Source organism: Flavobacterium davisii (genome assembly GCF_042182265.1).
Lineage (GTDB): Bacteria > Bacteroidota > Bacteroidia > Flavobacteriales > Flavobacteriaceae > Flavobacterium > Flavobacterium davisii.
On the sequence record NZ_CP097869.1, the window covers coordinates 31,175 to 58,037 of the forward strand.

General features: G+C 34.6%; 9 protein-coding genes. 1 reads left to right on the top strand and 8 read right to left on the bottom strand.

Annotated elements, in window-relative coordinates; all coding sequences use genetic code 11:
- Positions 1–41 precede the first annotated feature (41 nt).
- The 5 genes from NAB20_RS00125 to NAB20_RS00145 form a co-directional block, all read right to left on the bottom strand.
- Positions 42–10,202, bottom strand: coding sequence for a gliding motility-associated C-terminal domain-containing protein (locus NAB20_RS00125; RefSeq protein WP_375605303.1), 10,161 nt, complete (start codon positions 10,200–10,202; stop codon positions 42–44).
- A gap of 976 nt (positions 10,203–11,178) precedes the next feature.
- Positions 11,179–13,008 carry a hypothetical protein gene (locus NAB20_RS00130; protein WP_375605304.1) on the bottom strand — a complete coding sequence of 610 codons (1,830 nt, stop codon included), beginning with the start codon at positions 13,006–13,008 and terminating at the stop codon, positions 11,179–11,181.
- A gap of 45 nt (positions 13,009–13,053) precedes the next feature.
- Positions 13,054–13,209 carry a hypothetical protein gene (locus tag NAB20_RS00135; RefSeq protein ID WP_164849153.1) on the bottom strand — a complete coding sequence of 52 codons (156 nt, stop codon included), beginning with the start codon at positions 13,207–13,209 and terminating at the stop codon, positions 13,054–13,056.
- Between the two features lie 294 nt (positions 13,210–13,503).
- Positions 13,504–14,115: a response regulator transcription factor gene (locus NAB20_RS00140; protein ID WP_105196562.1), complete on the bottom strand. Its 612-nt coding sequence runs from the start codon at positions 14,113–14,115 to the stop codon at positions 13,504–13,506.
- A complete protein-coding gene (locus NAB20_RS00145) occupies positions 14,115–15,809 on the bottom strand; it encodes a sensor histidine kinase (protein WP_375605305.1) in 1,695 nt (564 codons plus the stop codon). The genes NAB20_RS00140 and NAB20_RS00145 overlap by 1 nt, the downstream gene beginning before the upstream one ends.
- A 124-nt stretch (positions 15,810–15,933) precedes the next feature.
- Here NAB20_RS00145 and NAB20_RS00150 point away from each other — a divergent pair, with 124 nt between their 5' ends.
- Positions 15,934–17,523, top strand: a complete 1,590-nt coding sequence (locus tag NAB20_RS00150) for a peptide chain release factor 3 (RefSeq protein WP_105196561.1) — start codon at positions 15,934–15,936, stop codon at positions 17,521–17,523.
- A gap of 482 nt (positions 17,524–18,005) precedes the next feature.
- Here the strand turns inward: NAB20_RS00150 and NAB20_RS00155 are convergent, their stop codons facing one another.
- The 3 genes from NAB20_RS00155 to rpoB all read right to left on the bottom strand — a co-directional run bounded on the left by NAB20_RS00155 (position 18,006) and on the right by rpoB (position 26,859).
- Positions 18,006–18,320: a DUF3467 domain-containing protein gene (locus NAB20_RS00155; protein ID WP_127823759.1), complete on the bottom strand. Its 315-nt coding sequence runs from the start codon at positions 18,318–18,320 to the stop codon at positions 18,006–18,008.
- Positions 18,321–18,666: 346 nt separating this feature from the next.
- Positions 18,667–22,971 (bottom strand): DNA-directed RNA polymerase subunit beta', encoded by a 4,305-nt coding sequence (gene rpoC, locus NAB20_RS00160; RefSeq protein ID WP_088390957.1) that lies wholly within the window; start codon positions 22,969–22,971, stop codon positions 18,667–18,669.
- A gap of 75 nt (positions 22,972–23,046) precedes the next feature.
- Complete coding sequence (rpoB, locus tag NAB20_RS00165) at positions 23,047–26,859, bottom strand: DNA-directed RNA polymerase subunit beta (protein ID WP_088390955.1); 3,813 nt, start codon at positions 26,857–26,859, stop codon at positions 23,047–23,049.
- Positions 26,860–26,863: the final 4 nt, after the last annotated feature.

Below are 26,863 nucleotides of genomic sequence, written 5' to 3' on the forward strand. Positions count from 1 at the left end.
TTTAAATACCCTCCGCCTCAAGACGGAGGAATATTAATTCTCTATCTATTGATATATAAATAACCTGCTTTTTCTTTCGTTACACCACTTGTGTTTTCATATTTAAGCATATAATAATATGTCCCTTCTGGCAATTGTGTTGATTTTTCAATCGTAACTCTTCCTGATGATATGCCTCGGAATGCGCGATCGTTATTGTTATAACTTGTTGCCTCGTACACTAATACTCCCCAACGGTTGTAAACTTCTACTGAATTATTAGGAAATTTATATATTCCGTCTATAAAGAATATTTCATTATCACCATCTCCATTAGGTGTCATGTGGTTGTAAATAACAAGTTCCTCATTGTTTGACGGATTAACCGTTACTGTTACAGTGGCCGTTTTACAGTTTGTTGGTGTGGCTCCTGTTTCACAAATAGTATAAGAAACCGTGTAAATACCACTTGGGGTACCTGGCTCGATGCTTACATTACCATCTGCATCGATACGGATAGGACCTGTAATAACGGGCGTTACATCTGTATTGGCTGTCGTTACAGCAACACCATTTAATGTATCGGCTCCGTTTCCATTATTCGCTAAAACGCTTCCTGCTGGAGTACTCGTGGTAGCAGAAGTAGCTACAGTACCTAAGTTATCGTCCTTAGCAACTAACTCATTTTTAACTTCAACAATTACTTCAGCTGTTTTACAGTTTGCCGGATTTGCTCCTGTTTCACAAATTGTATAAGGAATCGTGTAAGTACCACTTGGGGTACCTGGCTGGATAGTTACATTACCATCTACATCGATACGAATAGAACCTGTTGTAACAGGGGTTACATCTGTATTGGCTGTCGTTACAGCAACACCATTTAATGTATCGGCTCCGTTTCCATTATTCGCTAAAACGCTTCCTGCTGGGGTACTCGTGGCAGCAGAAGCAGCTACAGTACCTAAGTTATCGTTTTTAGAAACTAATTCATTTTTAACTTCAACAATTACTTCAGCTGTTTTACAGTTTGCTGGTGTAGCTCCTGTTTCACAAATTGTATAAGGAATCGTATAAGTACCACTTGGGGTACCTGGCTGGATAGTTACATTACCATCTACATCGATACGAATAGAACCTGTTGTAACAGGGGTTACATCTGTGTTGGCGGTGGTTACTGCAACACCATTTAATGTATCGAATCCGTTTCCATTATTCGCTAAAACGCTTCCTGCTGGGGTACTCGTGGTAGCAGAAGTAGCTACAGTACCTAAGTTATCGTTTTTAGAAACTAATTCATTTTTAACTTCAACAATTACTTCAGCTGTTTTACAGTTTGCTGGTGTAGCTCCTGTTTCACAAATAGTATAAGAAACTGTGTAAGTACCACTTGGGGTACCTGGCTCGATTTTTACATTACCATCTACATCGATACGAATAGAACCTGTTGTAACAGGGGTTACATCTGTATTGGCTGTCGTTACAGCAACACCATTTAATGTATCGGCTCCGTTTCCGTTATTATTTACTAAAACGCTTCCTGCTGGGGTACTCGTGGTAGCAGAAGTAGCTACAGTACCTAAGTTATCGTTTTTAGCAACTAATTCATTTTTAACTTCGACTGTAGCAATGGCTGTATCGCAGTTTACTGGAATTGCGCCGTTCTCACATATTTTGTATTCAACTGTATATATTCCACTTGGCGTACCAGCTGCTACGCTAATGGTACCATCTAGATTTAATGTTAAGCCTGCTGGAACTATACCTACTGAGGTAAGAGTTACCTCTCCTGGATTGATCCCTATTACTACTGCTTTTCCATCTAAAGTATCGTTTAGTGTTACTGCTGGAGTAATGCTAACCCCTGAGCTATTTGCTGTTAGTGCGTCATCTTTAGCATCAATTGGATTTAAAACGCTAACTGTAGCAATGGCTGTATCGCAGTTTACTGGAATTGCGCCGTTCTCACATATTTTGTATTCAACTGTATATATTCCACTTGGCGTACCAGCTGCTACGCTAATGGTACCATCTAGATTTAATGTTAAGCCTGCTGGAACTATACCTACTGAGGTAAGAGTTACCTCTCCTGGATTGATCCCTATTACTACTGCTTTTCCATCTAAAGTATCGTTTAGTGTTACTGCTGGAGTAATGCTAACCCCTGAGCTATTTGCTGTTAGTGCGTCATCTTTAGCATCAATTGGATTTAAAACGCTAACTGTAGCAATGGCTGTATCGCAGTTTACTGGAATTGCGCCGTTCTCACATATTTTGTATTCAACTGTATATATTCCACTTGGCGTACCAGCTGCTACGCTAATGGTACCATCTAGATTTAATGTTAAGCCTGCTGGAACTATACCTACTGGGGTAAGAGTTACCTCTCCTGGATTGATCCCTATTACTACTGCTTTTCCATCTAAAGTATCGTTTAGTGTTACTGCTGGAGTAATGCTAACCCCTGAGCTATTTGCTGTTAGTGCGTCATCTTTAGCATCAATTGAATTTAAAACGCTAACTGTAGCAATGGCTGTATCGCAGTTTACTGGAATTGCGCCGTTCTCACATATTTTGTATTCAACTGTATATATTCCACTTGGCGTACCAGCTGCTACGCTAATGGTACCATCTAGATTTAATGTTAAGCCTACTGGAACTATACCTACTGGGGTAAGAGTTACCTCTCCTGGATTGATCCCTATTACTACTGCTTTTCCATCTAAAGTATCGTTTAGTGTTACTGCTGGAGTAATGCTAACCCCTGAGCTATTTGCTGTTAGTGCGTCATCTTTAGCATCAATTGGATTTAAAACGCTAACTGTAGCAATGGCTGTATCGCAGTTTACTGGAATTGCGCCGTTCTCACATATTTTGTATTCAACTGTATATATTCCACTTGGCGTACCAGCTGCTACGCTAATGGTACCATCTAGATTTAATGTTAAGCCTGCTGGAACTATACCTACTGGGGTAAGAGTTACCTCTCCTGGATTGATCCCTATTACTACTGCTTTTCCATCTAAAGTATCGTTTAGTGTTACTGCTGGAGTAATGCTAACCCCTGAGCTATTTGCTGTTAGTGCGTCATCTTTAGCATCAATTGGATTTAAAACGCTAACTGTAGCAATGGCTGTATCGCAGTTTACTGGAATTGCGCCGTTCTCACATATTTTGTATTCAACTGTATATATTCCACTTGGCGTACCAGCTGCTACGCTAATGGTACCATCTAGATTTAATGTTAAGCCTGCTGGAACTATACCTACTGGGGTAAGAGTTACCTCTCCTGGATTGATCCCTATTACTACTGCTTTTCCATCTAAAGTATCGTTTAGTGTTACTGCTGGAGTAATGCTAACCCCTGAGCTATTTGCTGTTAGTGCGTCATCTTTAGCATCAATTGGATTTAAAACGCTAACTGTAGCAATGGCTGTATCGCAGTTTACTGGAATTGCGCCGTTCTCACATATTTTGTATTCAACTGTATATATTCCACTTGGCGTACCAGCTGCTACGCTAATGGTACCATCTAGATTTAATGTTAAGCCTGCTGGAACTATACCTACTGGGGTAAGAGTTACCTCTCCTGGATTGATCCCTATTACTACTGCTTTTCCATCTAAAGTATCGTTTAGTGTTACTGCTGGAGTAATGCTAACCCCTGAGCTATTTGCTGTTAGTGCGTCATCTTTAGCATCAATTGAATTTAAAACGCTAACTGTAGCAATGGCTGTATCGCAGTTTACTGGAATTGCGCCGTTCTCACATATTTTGTATTCAACTGTATATATTCCACTTGGCGTACCAGCTGCTACGCTAATGGTACCATCTAGATTTAATGTTAAGCCTGCTGGAACTATACCTACTGGGGTAAGAGTTACCTCTCCTGGATTGGTCCCTATTACTACTGCTTTTCCATCTAAAGTATCGTTTAGTGTTACTGCTGGAGTAATGCTAACCCCTGAGCTATTTGCTGTTAGTGCGTCATCTTTAGCATCAATTGGATTTAAAACGCTAACTGTAGCAATGGCTGTATCGCAGTTTACTGGAATTGCGCCGTTCTCACATATTTTGTATTCAACTGTATATATTCCACTTGGCGTACCAGCTGCTACGCTAATGGTACCATCTAGATTTAATGTTAAGCCTGCTGGAACTATACCTACTGGGGTAAGAGTTACCTCTCCTGGATTGATCCCTATTACTACTGCTTTTCCATCTAAAGTATCGTTTAGTGTTACTGCTGGAGTAATGCTAACCCCTGAGCTATTTGCTGTTAGTGCGTCATCTTTAGCATCAATTGGATTTAAAACGCTAACTGTAGCAATGGCTGTATCGCAGTTTACTGGAATTGCGCCGTTCTCACATATTTTGTATTCAACTGTATATATTCCACTTGGCGTACCAGTTGCTACGCTAATGGTACCATCTAGATTTAATGTTAAGCCTGCTGGAACTATACCTACTGGGGTAAGAGTTACCTCTCCTAGATTGGTCCCTATTACTACTGCTTTTCCATCTAAAGTATCGTTTAGTGTTACTGCTGGAGTAATGCTAACCCCTGAGCTATTTGCTGTTAGTGCGTCATCTTTAGCATCAATTGGATTTAAAACGCTAACTGTAGCAATGGCTGTATCGCAGTTTACTGGAATTGCGCCGTTCTCACATATTTTGTATTCAACTGTATATATTCCACTTGGCGTACCAGCTGCTACGCTAATGGTACCATCTAGATTTAATGTTAAGCCTGCTGGAACTATACCTACTGGGGTAAGAGTTACCTCTCCTGGATTGGTCCCTATTACTACTGCTTTTCCATCTAAAGTATCGTTTAGTGTTACTGCTGGAGTAATGCTAACCCCTGAGCTATTTGCTGTTAGTGCGTCATCTTTAGCATCAATTGGATTTAAAACGCTAACTGTAGCAATGGCTGTATCGCAGTTTACTGGAATTGCGCCGTTCTCACATATTTTGTATTCAACTGTATATATTCCACTTGGCGTACCAGCTGCTACGCTAATGGTACCATCTAGATTTAATGTTAAGCCTGCTGGAACTATACCTACTGGGGTAAGAGTTACCTCTCCTGGATTGATCCCTATTACTACTGCTTTTCCATCTAAAGTATCGTTTAGTGTTACTGCTGGAGTAATGCTAACCCCTGAGCTATTTGCTGTTAGTGCGTCATCTTTAGCATCAATTGAATTTAAAACGCTAACTGTAGCAATGGCTGTATCGCAGTTTACTGGAATTGCGCCGTTCTCACATATTTTGTATTCAACTGTATATATTCCACTTGGCGTACCAGTTGCTACGCTAATGGTACCATCTAGATTTAATGTTAAGCCTGCTGGAACTATACCTACTGGGGTAAGAGTTACCTCTCCTGGATTGGTCCCTATTACTACTGCTTTTCCATCTAAAGTATCGTTTAGTGTTACTGCTGGAGTAATGCTAACCCCTGAGCTATTTGCTGTTAGTGCGTCATCTTTAGCATCAATTGGATTTAAAACGCTAACTGTAGCAATGGCTGTATCGCAGTTTACTGGAATTGCGCCGTTCTCACATATTTTGTATTCAACTGTATATATTCCACTTGGCGTACCAGTTGCTACGCTAATGGTACCATCTAGATTTAATGTTAAGCCTGCTGGAACTATACCTACTGGGGTAAGAGTTACCTCTCCTGGATTGGTCCCTATTACTACTGCTTTTCCATCTAAAGTATCGTTTAGTGTTACTGCTGGAGTAATGCTAACCCCTGAGCTATTTGCTGTTAGTGCGTCATCTTTAGCATCAATTGGATTTAAAACGCTAACTGTAGCAATGGCTGTATCGCAGTTTACTGGAATTGCGCCGTTCTCACATATTTTGTATTCAACTGTATATATTCCACTTGGCGTACCAGTTGCTACGCTAATGGTACCATCTAGATTTAATGTTAAGCCTGCTGGAACTATACCTACTGGGGTAAGAGTTACCTCTCCTGGATTGATCCCTATTACTACTGCTTTTCCATCTAAAGTATCGTTTAGTGTTACTGCTGGAGTAATGCTAACCCCTGAGCTATTTGCTGTTAGTGCGTCATCTTTAGCATCAATTGAATTTAAAACGCTAACTGTAGCAATGGCTGTATCGCAGTTTACTGGAATTGCGCCGTTCTCACATATTTTGTATTCAACTGTATATATTCCACTTGGCGTACCAGCTGCTACGCTAATGGTACCATCTAGATTTAATGTTAAGCCTGCTGGAACTATACCTACTGGGGTAAGAGTTACCTCTCCTGGATTGGTCCCTATTACTACTGCTTTTCCATCTAAAGTATCGTTTAGTGTTACTGCTGGAGTAATGCTAACCCCTGAGCTATTTGCTGTTAGTGCGTCATCTTTAGCATCAATAGTGTTTTTAACTTCGACTATTGCAATGGCTGTATCGCAGTTTACTGGAATTGCGCCGTTCTCACATATTTTGTATTCAACTGTATATATTCCACTTGGCGTACCAGCTGCAACGCTAATGGTACCATCTGGATTTAATGTTAAGCCTAATGGAACGTTTACACCTGTTAGACTTACTTGACCTACTGCTGCACCTATCGTAACGTTTGATCCGTTTAACTTATCGTTTAACGTTACATTTGGGATATTTCCTCCTGAGGCAACTGTTACTTTGGCATCGTCTACTGCATCAATAGTGTTTTTAACTTCTACTATAGCAATGGCTGTTGTACAATTTGAAGGGGTTATATTAGACCCCGTAACTGGATTTGCTTCACATAACTGATATGTAACATTATAAACTCCTGATGGAGTATTGGCCGCTACCGTTATATTTCCTTCTGAATCTACGCTTAATGGACCCGTTGTAACAGGCGTTACATTGGTATTAGCTGAGGTAACCGCTACTCCATTTAATGTATCATTTGTCGTAACATTCCCTGGCACTGTAACTATAGCATTTGTACTCGCAACTGTTATTTTTGGATCATTTACTGCTACAAGAGTGGTCGTAATATTTAATTTTTTTGCGTTAGAAACTTTTTCACCACAAACAAAATTAGATTCTTTTATCACTAACTTGTATTGATAGTTATTCATGCTAACTGGAGGTGCCGTAAGTGTAAGGCTAGCTGTAGTAGCACCGCTATATACCCCCCCATTAGAAATATTGGTCCAATTAGTCCCGTTGTCTTGAGATTCTTGCCATTGATAGCTAGTAGTACCAGAACCTGTGGTTACTACTGCTGTAAAAGTAGCATTAGCCCCAAAAGAGATGGTTTTGTCGCTAGGTTGTGTGGTAATTGAAGCAAGAGAGCCTGCTGTGGTAACATTAGTTAAACCTGTACCATTATAGCCCGCTGCTGTAACCGTACCATCAGCATTTACTGCAGGGGTACCTGTACCATATACTCCATCATCTCCACCATCGGCGGTTGCAGTATTATAATACTCATTAGCATCAGAACAACCATCTGCATCTGAATCAAGGTCTAAATAATCTGGTTTACCATCGTTGTCTGTATCTAGGTCTTTACAAGCGAAGAAAATCATTTCAATACCGTCAAAACCAGTTCCTAAACCACCATCTTGAATAAAATTCATCTTAAATGAAGACACATTACTAGTGAGTTGTAGTGATCCCGCAGCTGTACCATCAGCATCATTTAGAGTACTTTCGCCTACCCATCCAGAAGCTGCTAAGGTACCTGAACCACCATCTTTTACCGCATCAGATGTAGCAAAGAAGTCATTGGTTCCATTAGGTAATTTTTCCCATGTAAGTCCATTTTGTAGCGTAATTAATGCACTGTTTTGTTTTTGAGGTGTATCTGCATCTCTACCTCCTAAGCGATCAAAATGAATTTCTGGACGTTTTACAACAATAGCATTACCTGAAGCATCTTCAAAACTAACAGTCAGTTCTGTTCCAAAACCTATATTCCCTAATAGAGAAGGTTTTACAGAGAGTGCTCTTGACCAAAAAGATGGTGTATTAAAAGTATCGTTTGCCCAACCATTTCCCGTGCCTGAACCACTACTAACAGGTTTTGATGATTTTACTCTAACAACAACGCCATTTCCTAAATTTTGTGTTGCTTCAGTTGAACTAATGAGAGTCCAAGTACCCGTAGGTGCTGGGATACATAGACCTTCTTGTGTATCGAGAATACCGTCATTGTCATTATCTAAATCTACAGAATCATATATCCCATCATTATCAACATCATTAATAATAACTGTAGCTGTAGCTGTAGTACAATTTGCTGGCACAGCTCCTATTTGACAAACAGTATAAACTACAGAATAAGTCCCTGGAGCAGTTTTTGGAGCAACTGTTAAATTACCTGACGCATCAACAGACAAAGGACCGTTTGTAATAGGAGTCACAATAGCTGTTGTTAAAGTAGCTGGAACACCGTTTAAAATATCATTTCCTAATACAGATCCTCCTTTATCTACAAAAACCTCATTACTTGCTACTAAAGCATTAGTGAATTTTAAAATTTTTGCGTTAGAAACTTTTTCACCACAAACAAAATTAGATTCTTTTATCACTAACTTGTATTGATAGTTATTCATGCTAACTGGAGGTGCCGTAAGTGTAAGGCTAGCTGTAGTAGCACCGCTATATACCCCCCCATTAGAAACATTAGTCCAATTAGTCCCGTTGTCTTGAGATTCTTGCCATTGATATTTAACAGTAGAAACACCTGTTGCTGTTGCAGCAAAAGTAGCATTAGAACCTAAAGCTATAGTTTGATCGTTGGGTTGTGCCGTTATATTTAAGCTAGAAACCGACCCTGCTGAAACAACATTTGTATAAGATCCAGAATAAGATGCTGTAGTTATTGTTCCATTTCCATTTACAACAGGATTTCCTATTCCATACACACCATTATCTCCTCCATCTGCATTGGCTGAATCATAATATTCATTTGCATCAGAACAAGTATCATTATCTGAATCTAAATCTAAATGATTTGCTATACCATCATTATCTGAATCACAAACCAAATAATAAGTTTCTACATTATCAATTACACCATCTGTAGAAATTCCTGCTGTGAAGTTCTTTAACCAACTTTCATTTGCTGAAAGATTTACATTATTAGTCCATGATCTTTGATAATTTGTTCCCGTAAGATTTCCACTTGAATCATAGGCTCTAGTGTTTAATGTTATTGTTAATACATTCTCGGCACTATTCAAAGAAAATGTTACTTTTTGATGATACCACTTATTATTGTTTGGTAAACTTGCAATATCAATGGTGTTATCCCCTGCTGCTACTTGTGTACCCGAAGCAACAAAAGGAGCTGCATCTACCTTGAATAAGGTATTTGCTCTATAGGTGTAAAAACCTCTTAAAGTAGTACCTGTATTTGCCCATAAATTATCTGCAACACCATTACTTATATATGCTCCTGGTTCATTTCCGGCAGTTCCATTCGCTTGAAAAAAATCATATTCAATAACAAAAGAAGGATATATTGTAAGCTGATTTAAATTCTTTCTAAATTCAAAACTACTCACATCAACAGTTGTTGTTAAAGAAGATGGTGTTTTAGGAGTTCCTGGATCTAATGTATAAAGTCCTCCCGACTGTGTACTTGAAAAAGTAGCTGCATTAAAAACTTTATTTGCATTATTTAAACTTAACGGAAAAGGATTACTTGATCCTGAACCTGGAGCTGCAGCATAATTTCCTGAAGGTGTTACAGGTGAATATGAAGGATATGTAGAAGAATAAGCATTCGTTGTACCTGTTGAATTCATCTGTAAAATCTCACCTAAACTAGTAGAAAAATTATTAGGTTTTTTTCTACCATTTGTATAGGTTCCTGTAATTCCAACACTGCTCATTCCTGAAATAACAGTAGACAATGCACCATTCACACCTGATTCAAAATCAGAAAATATTCTTTCCATTTTAAAACTCGGTAATCCGCATGTTCTCGCTTCAACAACGTCTAATATTCCATCGTTATCATCATCTAAATCAATACTATCATCGATACCATCAATATCTGAATCAAGTAATATAAAAAAAGTGCTACGAACTCTTTTCTTACTATCCACATAATACTTATCTTTATTTATCCCGTTGATAGGAAAAGAATTTAACCCTATGAATGGATTTACAAAAGTATTAGTAGGTATTAATAGAGGTTTCCTTGTTTTTAAATTAATATTTTGATTTTCAACAATTAAACTCTTCAAAAAACCCTTTTTCTGAAAACTATATCCGCGTTGCGAATATGATTTTTCAACGGGTAAAAAAAATGACATAATAAAACTCATTAGAAAAATTAAATTTCTAACTTTATGTCCAAATGTTTTTGGTATTTTTTCGACCATATATTAAATTTTTATTTTAAACTTTAGAATAAGGTTTTATAAATATGTTTTTACATATTACACTATTTAAAACTATTATCTTTTTAAAATACAAAAAATCAATTATTTTAAAATTTTAAAAAGATATCATTAAAAGCTATATTGATTTACAATAGACACTTTTACCTTCTATGTAAGGTTAAGAATAACCTACGATACCCGTAATAAACTAAAAAATTAAATTATCAAAATGTCTATCTTACATGATCGTAAGATTATGATTTCTAAATTATGACCCCATTTTTTAGTAAGATAATTCGTTTAAAGGAAGGAATTATCTAAATCATTTATTTTATTTTTCACTCATACTTTGCCATCTTAATTATTACAAACTAAAAATACTAACTAAATTAACATATTTTTTATTATTTTAATTTTATTTTTAAAAAATTAATGTTTTTTTCACCATTATTTTACATTAGAATCAATACATTTAAAACCAAAGAAACTTTTTTTATTTAAAAGAACTTATGCAATGTCAACTTATCTTTTTTGACTTTTCTTTAATATGATTCTTTTTTGGAAGTTTTTGTTCTTCTTCTAAGTTTTTATTTTAAGAACTATTAAATACTAAACAAGGTTTTATTTATAAAAATGAATAAAAGCCACTACAAATTACCTCAATTTTGCAACTTCTACTAACTTATAAGTTGTACTTTTTGTACAACTCTTTTTATTTAATATTTTTTTGAAGGATTTTTTTTAAGAGCTATTTTTATTTCTTCTATTAAAAAAGACAATTTCTAAAAGAAAAAATGAAGATTCAATCATTTCATTTCCTCTTCATTTTCAACCATCCTTAGTAGATAATAATTTTTTTAGATATTGTATTTTTTAATTTATCTTGTATTTTGACGATATATGTTTGATCTTGTATATAATCAACTCCTATGACATATTTAGATTTCTCATTAGTTCCCAAAGTCGAACATTTAATGTTTCTTCCTGTTAAATCTAACAGACAAATTTCTTTTAAATCATGTTCTTTTTTGTTTTCTATAATAACTGATCTTAGTTCTTTATTATAATATACCACTAAATCATCAGCTAACGTAACGTCATCAAGATCTAAAACTTCCGATTCGTTAGTGAAAACGATTTCGTATGTTTCTGAATCTTCTCCTTTTTTGACAGAAAATGGAATAGGTTCTCCATTTAAGTCGTAATATAGATTCTCTTTTTTATTATGTAAATATACTTTTGAATTTGTCATTGCTTCTTCTGAGGCTTTCTGAATTCTAAAAACACAATCTTGATCTGACATACATTTTAAAGGATATTTAGTATTCATATCAAATGGTCTACAATCATGAATAAATGATTCTTGATCAATCATTAGATTTATATCTTTAGTATATCGTGAAGGAGGTCTTGAATCTCCTCTATCAACACCTGTCTGACATCCACTCATTAATACTAATGCTAATTCTTTAGTTGCTACTCCTTCACAAAAAGAAATTTTCAATTTAATATTAGGATTTACTATTTTTTCTTTTGTATAATCAACCCCTGCAACATTGGGTATCATAGGATAGAATTCACTACTATATTTAGCATTACTTTTTCTTTCAAATTGAGAAGTTGTACTTGTCACGTTTTCTTTTACAAACACCCGATGGCTATTCTTTATAGTCAGCTCACCGTTCGCTTTCCCTCGAACCATAAATCCTTGACCTACAGGAGAAAAACGTCTCTTATAATCATGCCCTGGTGCGCTATATATAGTTCCTTTATTACCGGCAGCATCATAGGTATAAAAAACAGCGGGAGTATAAACACTGGTAGTTGCATTATACACTCCGTATCCTCCTCTATATTCTCCTAAATAATGAGAGTTTACTGTTTTATCATGTTCCCAAAATAAAGCCGTACCATCGGAAAAAGGAGTATTAGCGGCATCATTAAGAAACAAATTTAAATCTATTGCACTAGGATAGGGATTACCTGTTAACGTAAGTTTCCCATTTGCTACAGGTACTTTTATATCACCAGAATTAGGTTTTCCTCTAAAGTCATAACGCTGATTACTTCCTGAATTATTTAGCGTTAAACCTGCAACAGGTACCGTGTTATCAGTTCCCATAGTTCCTTTCATCGAAAATCCTTCGCCTGCCTTTATGTCAATAGCATCTCCCTTAAAGACCCATCCACTATAGGCACTTGATTGTTGATAAGTATGTATCCATCTTTTAGAAATTGTGAGTGATCCATTTGCTGAAACCCCATCAAGTCCAGAAGTTATAACTGCATCTGATTTTCCTAATGTAGTAAGTGGTAATTTTAGCCTACTTATCCCAAATTTAGAATTACCTGCTACAGAACTAGGTTCACCTACAGGAGAACACCAGTAATTATACTGGTAGTTATTAACAGTTCCTTCTTGAAAAACTGAAAGATTTCCTAAACCTGTATTAGTCGAAGTTCCAGAAGAGGTTTGCATAAGCTGACCATCTTTTCTTAAAAAGAAGTTCCCTTCTGAACTTGCCAAATTAACATTTCCTTGAACCGTTACAAGAACTCCTTGTACAAAAAAATACTTATTGGAATCTCCTCCTACATATAACTGTGAATAATTTTCACTTACTAAAAAAAATAAAAAACAAAAAAGAAAAATAGTTTTTTTTCTCATAATACACATATTTAAGCACTATAACCCAAAGCATCTAACTAAAAATCATCCTATTTTTTTTCTATAAGAATGATAAAACCATAAAAAAAATGCCATAACAATAAGGACACTTTCACTACACCCTACACTCAAACCTACAGGCGGAGGCCCATCATCAAAAGGAACAGGAGGGCTGTTTCTTAGGTCAACAAAAAGCTTCATACGATTCTTTTTAAACAAATTATATTGTAAAAGTAATTCTTTTTTTATTTTTTTCTTTTCTTTTTGGCTAGAAAATTTTCTACATAAAAAAAAACCTCTAGAAGCTATCCTATTGAAAATCACATAAAACAAAGTTTTAAAGATCTTCAAAACAGCATATCTAAAGGGTTTACATCATTCGTTTTCTTTTAACTATTAAAAAAAAGCGATCGATAAAAACAATTATAGATAAAAAATCTACTAGATCATTTTTTGATTATTCTTTTAAATTTAACAATTACAAGAAACAAAATTCTACAAAATATTTTCTGTAAAATAATTCAACAATTCAACATTATTGTTTAAGTCCAACTTACCTAAAATTCTTTTACGCAAAGTCGAGATAGTAGATTCTTTTATATCTAAATGATAAACCATCTCTTTATTTCCCATACCACTTAACATACATTCTAATATATCCAATTCTCTTTCCGTAAGTGTTTCTAAACGTTTTACTTTTTCCTCGTTTAATGGTGAACTTACAAATCCTCCAGCATTAAAAACGGTTTCTAATATATGTATAAAAGCTGAAGCTTCTGATTGTTTCGTTAAAATAGCATTTACTTCTTTTTTTAAAACATTAAATTCTTTAAATGACAATCCACTTGTAAAAACAATAATCTTTGCTTGAGCTGATTTTTGTCTAATTTCAGAAATTTTTTGTGTTAAATTTCCATCCGCGTAATTTACATCTAACAATAATACATCGTATTGATTTTGTTCTATTGTATCTAAAACTTGTTGAATTGAATTAGCATAAGAAAATGTTGCTTTTTCAAATGCAGGTGTTACCAATACTTCTATCCCGCGACATACTACTGCATGGTCATCTGCAATTAAGACTTTCTTTTCTCCTTTTATGTTCATTATTTTTTTAAATTCAGATTAAACTTAATTTGACTTCCTTTATTTAATTCGCTCTCAACAGAAATTGTGCCATTACTTGCTTTTATAATATTTTTACACAAATACAATCCTAATCCTAAGCTTAAAGAGTCAACTGATTTATTATTTTTACTCTGATATTCTAAATCAAATATCTTTTCTTTATCTTCTTTTGAAATTCCTATCCCATCATCTTTTACAGTAAAAGAAAAACTCTGAGTATCTTGTTTTTTTTCTAATTTAGCTATAATTTCAATTCTTGTTTTTGCGAACTTAACAGCATTCCCAACAATATTATAAACTAACTGATAAAACTTAGCTTTATCATATTGCACAATCCAATTAGTAGGCAACTCATTTTTAAATATTAACTCAATATTTTTTGAAGAAGCAAAAATCTTTAATGAATTAACAATAGCAGTCGTTTCATCATACATATTAATGGGTTCTAGTTTTAATTCTACATCTCCTTCGTTATTTTTCACTAATTCTACTGCTTGATTGGAAATATGTGTTAATGTATTGGATGTGTAAACTACTGTATCAAAAAACTCTTTTAATTCTGTATTTTCATTTTTATTTCCCATAAATGCTCCATATAAATTAATAATACTTATGGGTGTTTTTATCTCATGAGTTAGTATTGAAATAATACGATTCTTTAAAAACAAATCTTTCGTAATTTGATCTTTAGCTTCCGACAAACTTTTTTTAACTTTAAATACATCTGTTATATACTTTAATAAGACAAATAACATAAATAAAATTAAAACCATGACCGTTATGATTAAATAGAATCGTATCTCCTTATTGATTTTAGCTTGTTCCTCTATTTTCAATGAATTATCATCTAATACTGTATCTATCATAAGTTTTAACTCATCATTTACTTCACGGTAAGTTGAAACTAGTGATTGATTTTTTTGAATTAAACTTTTTTCTCCTTTTTTAATATTAGTTAAACTTCTCCCAATAGCTCCAAATTGTTTATTATAATGTTTTTGTGACTCTAATAAAACATTTTTAAATTGCTGTTTTATATCACCAGAAACTACCTTTTTTCCAAATTTAAGACGTAATATACTATTAATCTGTTCTTTTTGTATATCATTCTGTCCCTTCAAAGCACTGCCTAATCTTGAGAACAACCCTTTTTTCTTTACACTATCTACTTTTTTATCCGTTTCAAACTCTACACTATTTAAAACATCTTCAAATTTGTAATTACTTGGCTTTAAAAATTCATCCAAATTTACCTTTTGAGAAATTGTTGATTGATCGTTTATTATAGAATCTGTTTTTTGTTTTAAATCAATTAAATTTTGATTAAGTCTTACATTTTTTTCAATCTTTCTTTTTAATCGTATACTTTGATCTTGATCTGTAATAAGATCATTCAAGTGTTTTGCCATTAAAACAAGACTCTCATTGTATTTTTTAAGGTCTGGTAATTCCCTAAAAAGAATATATTGATTAAAATAATTTTGAGTCCCTTCAATCAAATCTGAGAGTTTTTGTGCTTTATCCTTAAATTTTCTATCTACTTTATCTTCTCGGGTAATTACCAACAACTGTTTTTCACCTCTGTATTCCAAAAACACTAGATAAAAAAAGAGTATTTGCAATAAAAGTATTATAATAAGGCTTAAGTAAGATTTATTTTGAAGTTTATTCATGTTTATTTATTAATTTTGCAGGCTAAAAGGCTTTTTTAACAAAAAATTACAATTCAGTTTTTTAAAAAAAAGCAAGTTTTTTACATTTATTTAACGCAAAAATACTTAATTTTTTCTTTTAACAATGAGTTTCAACACTGAAATACAACGCCGAAGAACTTTTGGAATCATATCCCACCCTGATGCAGGTAAGACGACTTTAACTGAAAAACTGTTACTTTTTGGAGGTGCAATCCAAGAAGCGGGAGCCGTAAAAAGCAATAAAATAAAAAAAGGTGCTACTTCTGACTTCATGGAAATTGAACGCCAAAGAGGAATTTCTGTGGCTACTTCAGTTTTAGCTTTTAACTATAAAGACAAAAAAATTAACATTCTTGACACGCCTGGTCACAAAGATTTTGCTGAAGACACATTCAGAACTTTAACAGCTGTTGATAGTGTTATTGTTGTAATAGATGTTGCAAAAGGGGTTGAGGAACAAACCGAAAAACTAGTAGAGGTTTGTCGTATGCGTAATATACCGATGATTGTTTTTATTAACAAATTAGATCGTGAAGGTAAAGATGCTTTTGACTTAATGGATGAAGTAGAAAAAAAATTAGGTCTTCACGTTACCCCTCTAAGTTTCCCTATTGGTATGGGATATGATTTTCAAGGAATTTATAACATTTGGGAAAAAAACATCAATTTATTTGAAGGAGATAGCAGAAAAAACATTGAAGAAACGATTGCTTTTGAAGATGTTAATAATCCTGAATTAGAAAAAATAATAGGTGAAAAAGCAGCTCTTAAATTAAGAGAAGAATTGGAACTTATTGAAGAAGTATATCCTCCATTTGACGGTGAAGCTTATTTAAAAGGAGATTTACAACCTGTTTTTTTTGGCTCTGCATTAAATAATTTTGGAGTTAGAGAACTTCTTGATTGTTTTATTGAAATTGCTCCTTCTCCTAGACCCAAACATTCAGACACTCGAGAGGTAAAACCAGACGAAAATAAATTTTCAGGATTTGTATTTAAAATACACGCTAATATGGATCCTAAACACAGAGACCGTTTAGCTTTTATCAAAATTGTTTCGGGTACTTTTGAACGTAATAAACCATATTTACATGTACGCCACGGAAAAAATCTTAAATTCTCAAGCCCTAATGCTTTCTTTGCAGAAAAAAAAGAAATTGTTGATATTTCATACCCTGGTGATATTGTAGGATTACATGATACAGGCAACTTTAAAATTGGAGACACTCTTACCGAAGGAGAACAAATGAATTTCAAAGGAATTCCGAGTTTTTCTCCTTTACATTTTCGTTATATTAACAACGCCGACCCATTAAAAGCTAAACAATTAGAAAAAGGTATTGACCAATTAATGGATGAAGGGGTAGCACAGTTATTTACATTAGAAATGAATGGAAGAAAGGTAATTGGTACCGTTGGAGCACTTCAGTACGAAGTCATACAATACAGATTGGAACATGAATATGGTGCTAAATGCAACTATGAAAATTTCCCTGCTTATAAGGCGTGCTGGGTACAACCAGAAGATCCAAAAAGTGAAGAATTTGCCGAATTCAAACGTATCAAACAGAAATTTATGGCTAAAGATAAATACGGACAATTGGTATTCTTAGCTGATTCTGATTTTTCTATTACCATGACACAACAGAAATTCCCTAATGTAAAGTTACTATTTACTTCGGAATTTGAATAAATATAGTTTCGATAAAATAAAGAACAAATATTAAAAGATAAAAAACATTTTCGATAGGTTATTTTATTTGACTAAAAAAGAGGCTGTCCAAAAAAAGTGCAAGTTTTAGGACAGCCTCTTTTGTACTTAAATCATTGCGATATATTTTATAAGTAAATAAGGACTACTGAAAAATCAACTCAACATAAATTGGTGTCTTTTTGCTCAAAATACTCAATTTTTATATTTTTTTTAGAAAATTTTAATCCTTATATAACTTGTAAATGATAGCTTAAAATATAATTTTACAATGTGATCCAAAAGTCGGGAACCTTGTCTTTTCGACCAAAGGGAGGCTCGAACGAACTGAATAAGTAAACAAACCACATAGTCTGAAATGACTATTGCTATCGCAGTGACAAACTAGCTGGTAATTCACTACTTTTAGGGACAATCGTCTATTGATTTCGAAGAAGTAAAATCAAAATTTCATGGTAACATAATTAAGCCTTTCCTGTTGGGCCAAAATTCAAAGGAATTTGAGGATGCTCACTTTCTTTAATAGCTCCATGCGTGTTTTCAAATCGACGAATATTTTCAATTAAAGCTTGAGTTAAACGTTTAGCGTGTTCAGGAGTTAATATAATTCTAGATTTCACCTTTGCTTTTGGCATACCTGGCATAATATTAACAAAATCAACTACAAACTCTGTATCTGAATGATTTATAATAGCTAGATTAGAATAAAAGCCTTCAGCAATTGCCTCATCTAATTCTATATTTATTTGTCCTTCTTGCTCTTGATCATGATTATTCATATTTCTTTTTTTAATGTTATCTATTTTATTAGAACAATGATAGTAAAAAAACCAACTATTCACACTATTATTTTTTGTTTTTAAGAAAATATTTAAAAGACTCTATTTATAAACTTTAAAACTGGCTCATTATTCATTTTACTAAAATAGTAATAAAAAACAATTTTATCTATTAATAACATACTTTGACAGAAACAATCTTTCAAATTAAAATTTATAAGGCTATTTTTTAAAAGTATCCTAATACGAATCTGGGATTATTTTGGTTTCTTCTTTTTTATAGCTTACAAAAAAGCAAAAAGCTGTTCATAACTGAACAGCTTTTAAATTCTATAACCAAATAAATTTAGAAATTATATTCTTCTTTGGTAATCATTAATTCATCATATTCCTCTTTAGAACCTACAATTGTATTATCATAATCTCTCATACCTGTACCGGCTGGAATTCTGTGTCCTACAATTACATTTTCTTTAAGACCTTCTAAAGTATCTATTTTACCAGCTACAGCTGCTTCATTTAACACTTTTGTTGTTTCCTGGAACGAGGCTGCTGAAATAAATGACTTAGTTTGTAACGAGGCTCTTGTAATACCTTGAAGAATTGGAGTAGCGGTTGCCGTTATAACATCACGAGCTACAACTAAATCCTTATCTTCACGTTTTAACAATGAGTTTTCATCACGTAACTGTCTTGGTGTAACAATTTGTCCAGGCTTCAGATTAACAGAATCTCCTGCATCTTCCACTACTTTCATTCCGTACAATTTATCATTTTCTTCGATAAAATCTTTTGTATGAATCAATTGTTCTTCTAAGAACAATGTATCCCCTGGATCATTTACTTGTACTTTACGCATCATCTGACGAATAACCACTTCAAAGTGTTTATCGTTGATTTTTACCCCTTGTAAACGGTATACTTCTTGAATTTCGTTCACTAAGTATTGTTGTACAGCTGAAGGTCCTTTAATTCTTAAGATATCATCTGGTGTAATGGCACCATCTGATAAAGGTATACCTGCTCTTACAAAGTCATTTTCTTGTACTAAGATTTGGTTAGAAAGTTTTACCAAGTATTTCTTTATTTCACCAAATTTAGATTCGATAACAATTTCACGATTACCTCTCTTAATTTTACCAAACGACACAACACCATCTATTTCAGATACTACTGCCGGATTAGAAGGATTACGAGCTTCTAATAACTCTGTAATTCTTGGTAAACCTCCCGTAATATCACCTGCTTTGGAAGAGCGACGAGGGATTTTCACTAATACTTTACCAGATTTAATTTTCTCACCATCCTCTACCATTAAGTGTGCGCCTACTGGTAGGTTGTAAGAACGAATTAGCTCACCATCTTTACCATAAATATGTAACGTTGGTATTAATTTTTTGTTTCTAGCTTCAGAGATTACTTTTTCTTGGAAACCAGTTTGTTCATCAATTTCAACTAAGTATGATTGTCCTTGTTCTAAATCTTCGTAACCTACTTTACCAGTAAATTCTGAGATAATTACTCCATTATAAGGATCCCATTTACAAATTGTATCTCCTTTAGTTACTACTTGACCATCTGTTACGAAAATACTGGATCCGTAAGGGATATTGTGTGTACTTAATAAAATACCTGTATTTTCATCTACTAATTTTAACTCAGTAGAACGAGAAATTACGATATCTACCTCTTCTCCATCTGTATCTTCCCCTTTAACTGTTTTTAAATCTTCGATTTCTAAACGTCCAGGGAATTTAGCAATGATACTAGATTCTTCTGAAATACCTCCAGCAACCCCTCCAACGTGGAAGGTACGAAGTGTTAACTGTGTACCTGGTTCACCAATAGACTGTGCAGCAATTACACCTACAGCTTCTCCTTTTTGAGTCATTCTACCTGTTGCTAAGTTACGACCGTAACATTTAGCACAGATACCTTTAGTCGCTTCACATGTTAATGGAGAACGTACTTCTACGCTTTCTACTGGAGAAGCTTCAATTTCTCTAACAATAGCTTCTGTAATTTCTACACCAGCAGCAACTAATATTTCAGAAGTTAATGGGTTAACTACGTCTTGTAACGCAACACGTCCTAAAATACGCTCACCTAAACCTTCAACAATTTCTTCATTTTTCTTTAAAGCCGTAACTTCAACACCACGTAATGTACCACAGTCAACCGTATTTACGATTACATCCTGAGCTACATCATGTAAACGACGTGTTAAGTAACCCGCATCGGCCGTTTTTAACGCCGTATCCGCAAGACCCTTACGAGCACCGTGCGTAGAAATGAAGTATTCTAAGATCGATAAACCTTCTTTAAAGTTCGATAAAATCGGGTTTTCAATAATTTCACCACCACCAGCAGTTGATTTTTTAGGCTTAGCCATCAAACCACGCATACCAGTTAACTGACGAATCTGCTCTTTCGAACCACGGGCTCCAGAATCAAGCATCATGTATACTGAGTTGAAACCTTGTTGATCTTCACGAATATTTTTCATTGCCGCCTCAGTTAATTGTGCATTGGCAGATGTCCAAATATCAATTACCTGATTGTAACGCTCGTTATTCGTGATAAGACCCATGTTATAATTCATAGAAATCTCTTCCACTTTTTCTCTTGCGTCAGCAATCAAAGGTTCTTTTTGATCTGGAATTTTGATATCCCCTAAAGAGAATGATAAACCACCTCTAAATGCGAAACCATATCCCATATCTTTCATATTATCTAAGAAAGCAGCAGTTGTAGGAACATCCGTAACAGCTAAAATCTTACCAATAATATCACGTAATGATTTTTTCGTTAATACCTCGTTGATATAACCTGCTTCTTCAGGTACTACTTCATTAAATAATACGCGTCCTGCAGTTGTTTGGATAATTTGATATACTAATTCTCCATTTTCATTAAAATCTTTAGCTCTTACTTTGATTCGAGCATTTAATTCTAAACGTCCTTCATTTAAAGCAATATGTACTTCTTCAGCTGAATAGAATGTCAAACCTTCTCCTTTAATTATTAATTCAGGAGTAGACAAACGTTCTTTAGTCATATAGTACAATCCAAGAACCATGTCCTGAGATGGAACCGTAATAGGTGCACCATTTGCAGGGTTCAAAATATTGTGCGATGCTAACATTAATAGTTGTGCTTCAAGAATAGCTTCAGGTCCTAATGGTAAGTGAACTGCCATCTGGTCACCGTCAAAATCGGCATTAAATGCCGTACATGTTAACGGGTGTAACTGGATTGCTTTACCTTCAATTAGCTTAGGTTGAAACGCTTGGATACCCAATCTGTGAAGCGTAGGAGCACGGTTAAGTAATACTGGATGTCCTTTGATTACATTTTCTAAGATATCCCATACTACAGGCTCTTTTTTATCAATGATTTTCTTCGCCGACTTCACTGTTTTTACAATACCTCTCTCGATCAATTTACGGATAACGAAAGGTTTGTAAAGTTCGGCAGCCATATCTTTTGGAAGACCACACTCATACATTTTTAACTCAGGTCCAACAACAATTACCGAACGAGCAGAATAATCCACACGTTTACCTAATAAGTTTTGACGGAAACGTCCTTGCTTACCTTTTAACGAGTCAGATAATGATTTTAATGGTCTATTCGATTCTGTTTTAACTGCAGAAGCTTTCCTTGTATTGTCAAATAATGAATCTACCGCTTCTTGTAACATACGTTTTTCGTTACGTAAGATTACTTCAGGTGCTTTAATTTCCATTAATCGTTTTAAACGATTATTACGGATAATTACACGACGATATAAGTCATTTAAGTCCGATGTAGCAAAACGACCTCCATCTAGTGGTACCAATGGACGTAATTCAGGTGGAATAACTGGAATTACTTTTAATATCATCCATTCAGGTAAGTTTTCTCTGTTCAGATTTGCTTCACGGAAGGACTCTACAACTTGAAGACGTTTTAATGCTTCTGTTTTTCTTTGTTTCGATGTTTCATTATTAGCCGCATGACGTAGTTGATATGATAATGAATCCAAATCAACTCTTGCCAATAAATCCATAATACACTCAGCCCCCATTTTGGCGATGAATTTATTAGGATCGCTTTCATCTAAATATAAGTTTTCTAACGGAAGCGAATCTAAAATATTTAAATATTCTTCTTCTGTTAAGAACTCCATTGCTTGTAATGATTCACCTTCAGCGTTTTTAGCAATACCTGGTTGTATTACTACATAACGTTCGTAATAGATGATCATATCTAATTTCTTAGATGGTAGTCCTAAAATATATCCTATTTTGTTAGGTAATGAACGAAAGTACCATATATGAGCAATAGGCACAACCAAATTGATGTGTCCAACACGGTCACGACGTACTTTCTTTTCTGTAACTTCAACTCCACAACGATCACATACGATACCTTTGTAACGGATTCTTTTATATTTACCACAGGCACACTCATAGTCTTTTACAGGACCAAAAATACGCTCACAAAATAAACCATCGCGCTCAGGTTTGTGTGTACGATAGTTGATAGTTTCAGGTTTTAATACTTCACCACGAGATTCTGCCAAGATAGATTCTGGCGATGCCAAACCAATAGAGATTTGATTGAATCGTTTGATGGTATTTTTATCTTTATTTCTATTTGTTGTCATAATTTTTTGTTTAAAAGTTTTAAAGTTTTAGGCTTCAAATTATATAACTTGAAACCTTTAACTTTGAACTGAATGTTATTCTTCTAAACGAATGTCTAAACCAAGACCTTTTAATTCATGCATTAATACATTGAATGATTCAGGTAATCCTGGTTCTGGCATAGTTTCACCCTTCACGATTGCTTCGTAAGTTTTAGCTCTACCTATTACGTCGTCTGACTTTACTGTTAAGATTTCACGTAAAGTACTTGATGCGCCATACGCTTCAAGTGCCCAAACCTCCATCTCTCCAAAACGCTGACCACCAAATTGTGCTTTACCACCTAATGGTTGTTGCGTGATTAATGAGTAAGGACCAATAGAACGTGCGTGCATCTTATCGTCAACCATGTGACCTAATTTCAACATATAGATAACACCTACTGTAGCACGTTGATGGAAACGCTCTCCAGTACCACCATCATATAAATACGTGTGACCAAATCTTGGAACTCCTGCTTCATCTGTTAGAGCGTTAATTTCGTCAAGAGATGCACCATCAAAAATTGGTGTTGCATACTTTCTTCCTAACTTTTTACCTGCCCAACCTAATACTGTTTCATAAATCTGACCAATGTTCATACGAGATGGTACCCCTAGTGGATTCAATACGATATCTACTGGTGTTCCATCTTCTAAGAATGGCATATCTTCTTGACGAACAATACGCGCCACAATACCTTTATTACCGTGACGACCTGCCATTTTATCACCTACTTTTAACTTACGTTTCTTGGCAATATAAACCTTAGCTAATTTTAGGATACCTGATGGTAACTCATCCCCTACAGTGATTGTAAACTTCTCACGACGTAAAGCACCTTGTAAATCGTTTAACTTAATTTTATAGTTGTGAATTAAGTCGTTAACCATTTCGTTAGTTTCATCATCCGCAACCCACTGCCCTTTTGTCAAATGAGCAAAATCTTCTACAGCTTGTAACATTTTTTTGGTGTATTTCTTACCTTTTGGTAATACTTCTTCACCTAAATCATTCATTACTCCTTGAGATGTTTTACCATCAACGATTAGGAATAACTTATCAATTAAACGGTCTTTTAATTCAACAAATTTTGTTTCATATTCCATTTCAAGAGCTGCTAGTTCGTCTTTTTCTTGAGAACGTTTACGCTTATCTTTTACAACTCTTGCAAATAATTTTTTATCTAAAACTACACCATGTAATGATGGAGAAGCTTTTAGGGAAGCATCTTTCACATCACCCGCTTTATCACCAAAGATAGCTCTTAATAACTTTTCTTCTGGTGTAGGATCTGATTCTCCTTTAGGTGTAATTTTACCAATTAGAATATCGCCTGGTTTCACCTCGGCACCAATTCTAATCATACCATTTTCATCTAAATCTTTAGTAGCTTCTTCAGATACGTTAGGAATATCATTCGTTAATTCTTCGTTACCTAATTTCGTATCACGAACTTCTAATGAATAATCATCAATATGAATTGATGTAAAGATATCATCACGAACTACTTTTTCTGAAATTACGATTGCATCCTCGAAATTATATCCTTTCCAAGGCATGAAGGCAACTTGTAAGTTTCTACCTAAAGCTAACTCTCCGTTTTGGGTCGCATATCCTTCACATAAAACCTGCCCTTTTACTACTTTATCACCTTTTCTTACGATAGGTTTTAAATTAATGGTGGTACTTTGGTTTGTTTTACGGAATTTAATTAACTGATAAGTTTTTTCATCTGGATCGAAACTTACTGCTCTTTCAGCATCTGTTCTTTCGTATTTAATTGTAATTTTATCAGCATCTACATACTCTACTTCTCCATTTCCTTCTGCATTAATTAATACTCTTGAATCAGACGCTACTTGGCGTTCTAAACCTGTTCCTACAATAGGAGATTCAGGACGCAATAATGGTACCGCCTGACGCATCATGTTTGATCCCATCAAAGCACGGTTTGCATCATCATGCTCTAAGAATGGAATTAATGAAGCGGAAATAGATGCTATTTGATTAGGGGCAACGTCTGTATAATGAACTGCATTTGGTTCTACTACAGGGAAATCCCCTTCCTCACGAACAATTACCTTATCCGTAGTTATCACTCCTGTTTCATCCATTTCGATGTTAGCTTGAGCAATTAACTTACCTTCTTCTTCTTCTGCACTTAAATAAATAGGTTCGGACACTAAATCTACTTTACCATTTTCAACTTTACGGTAAGGTGTTTCGATGAATCCCATTCCATTAACTTTTGCATAAACTCCTAATGAAGAAATCAAACCAATGTTTGGTCCTTCAGGTGTTTCAATAGGACATAAACGTCCGTAGTGTGTATAGTGAACGTCACGTACCTCGAAACCTGCACGTTCTCTAGATAAACCACCAGGTCCTAATGCAGATAAACGGCGTTTGTGTGTGATCTCTGCTAATGGATTCGTTTGATCCATGAACTGAGATAACTGATTTGTACCAAAGAAAGAATTAATTACAGAAGACAAGGTCTTTGCATTAATCAAATCGATTGGTGTAAACACCTCGTTATCACGAACGTTCATACGCTCACGAATAGTACGCGCCATACGAGCTAAACCAACACCAAACTGAGCAGATAATTGTTCACCTACTGTACGTACTCGACGGTTAGATAAGTGGTCAATATCATCAATCTCAGCTTTTGAGTTAATTAACTCAATTAAATATTTAACGATAGTAATGATATCCTCTTTAGTAAGCACTTGCTTATCCATAGGAATATCAAGACCTAATTTTTTATTCATTCTATAACGACCTACATCACCTAAGTTGTAACGTTGATCAGAGAAGAATAATTTCTCAATGATCCCACGAGCTGTTTCTTCATCAGGTGGTTCAGCGTTACGTAATTGACGGTAAATGTGCTCTACAGCTTCTTTTTCAGAGTTTGTAGGGTCTTTTTGTAATGTATTATGAATGATTGAATAATCTGCAGTATTTAAATCTTCTTTATGTAATAAGATGGATTTAACATTTGCATCAACAATTTCCTCAACATTATCTTTATCTAAAAGCGTATCACGATCTAAGATAATTTCGTTACGCTCGATAGATACTACCTCACCTGTATCCTCATCTACGAAGTCTTCATGCCATGTATTTAATACACGCGCAGCTAAACGACGACCGATGTATTTTTTTAAACCTGATTTAGATACTTTAATTTCTTCAGCTAAATCGAAAATTTCTAAGATATCTTTATCGCGCTCAAAACCAATAGCACGGAAAAGCGTAGTTACAGGTAATTTTTTCTTTCTATCGATATACGCGTACATCACGCTGTTGATATCAGTAGCAAATTCAATCCAAGATCCTTTGAAAGGGATTACTCTGGCAGAGTATAATTTTGTTCCATTAGCATGGAATGATTGTCCAAAGAATACACCTGGTGAACGGTGTAATTGTGATACAACTACGCGCTCGGCACCATTAATAACAAAAGTACCGCTAGGAGTCATATAAGGTATAGTACCTAAATACACATCCTGAACGATGGTTTCAAAATCTTCGTGTTCTGGATCAGTACAGTATAATTTCAGACGTGCTTTAAGTGGCACACTGTATGTAAGACCTCTGTCTATACATTCTTCAATTGTATAACGAGGAGGATCAACAAAATAATCTAAGAACTCTAATACGAACTGATTACGAGTATCAGTGATTGGAAAGTTTTCCATAAAGGTGTTATACAACCCCTCGTTGCCTCTTTCATCAGATTTCGTTTCTAATTGAAAGAAATCTTTGAACGACTTCACTTGAACATCCAAAAAGTCTGGATAGTTTGGAATGTTTTTTGTCGAGGCAAAATTCAATCTTTCAGTCTGATTTAATATCATCTAT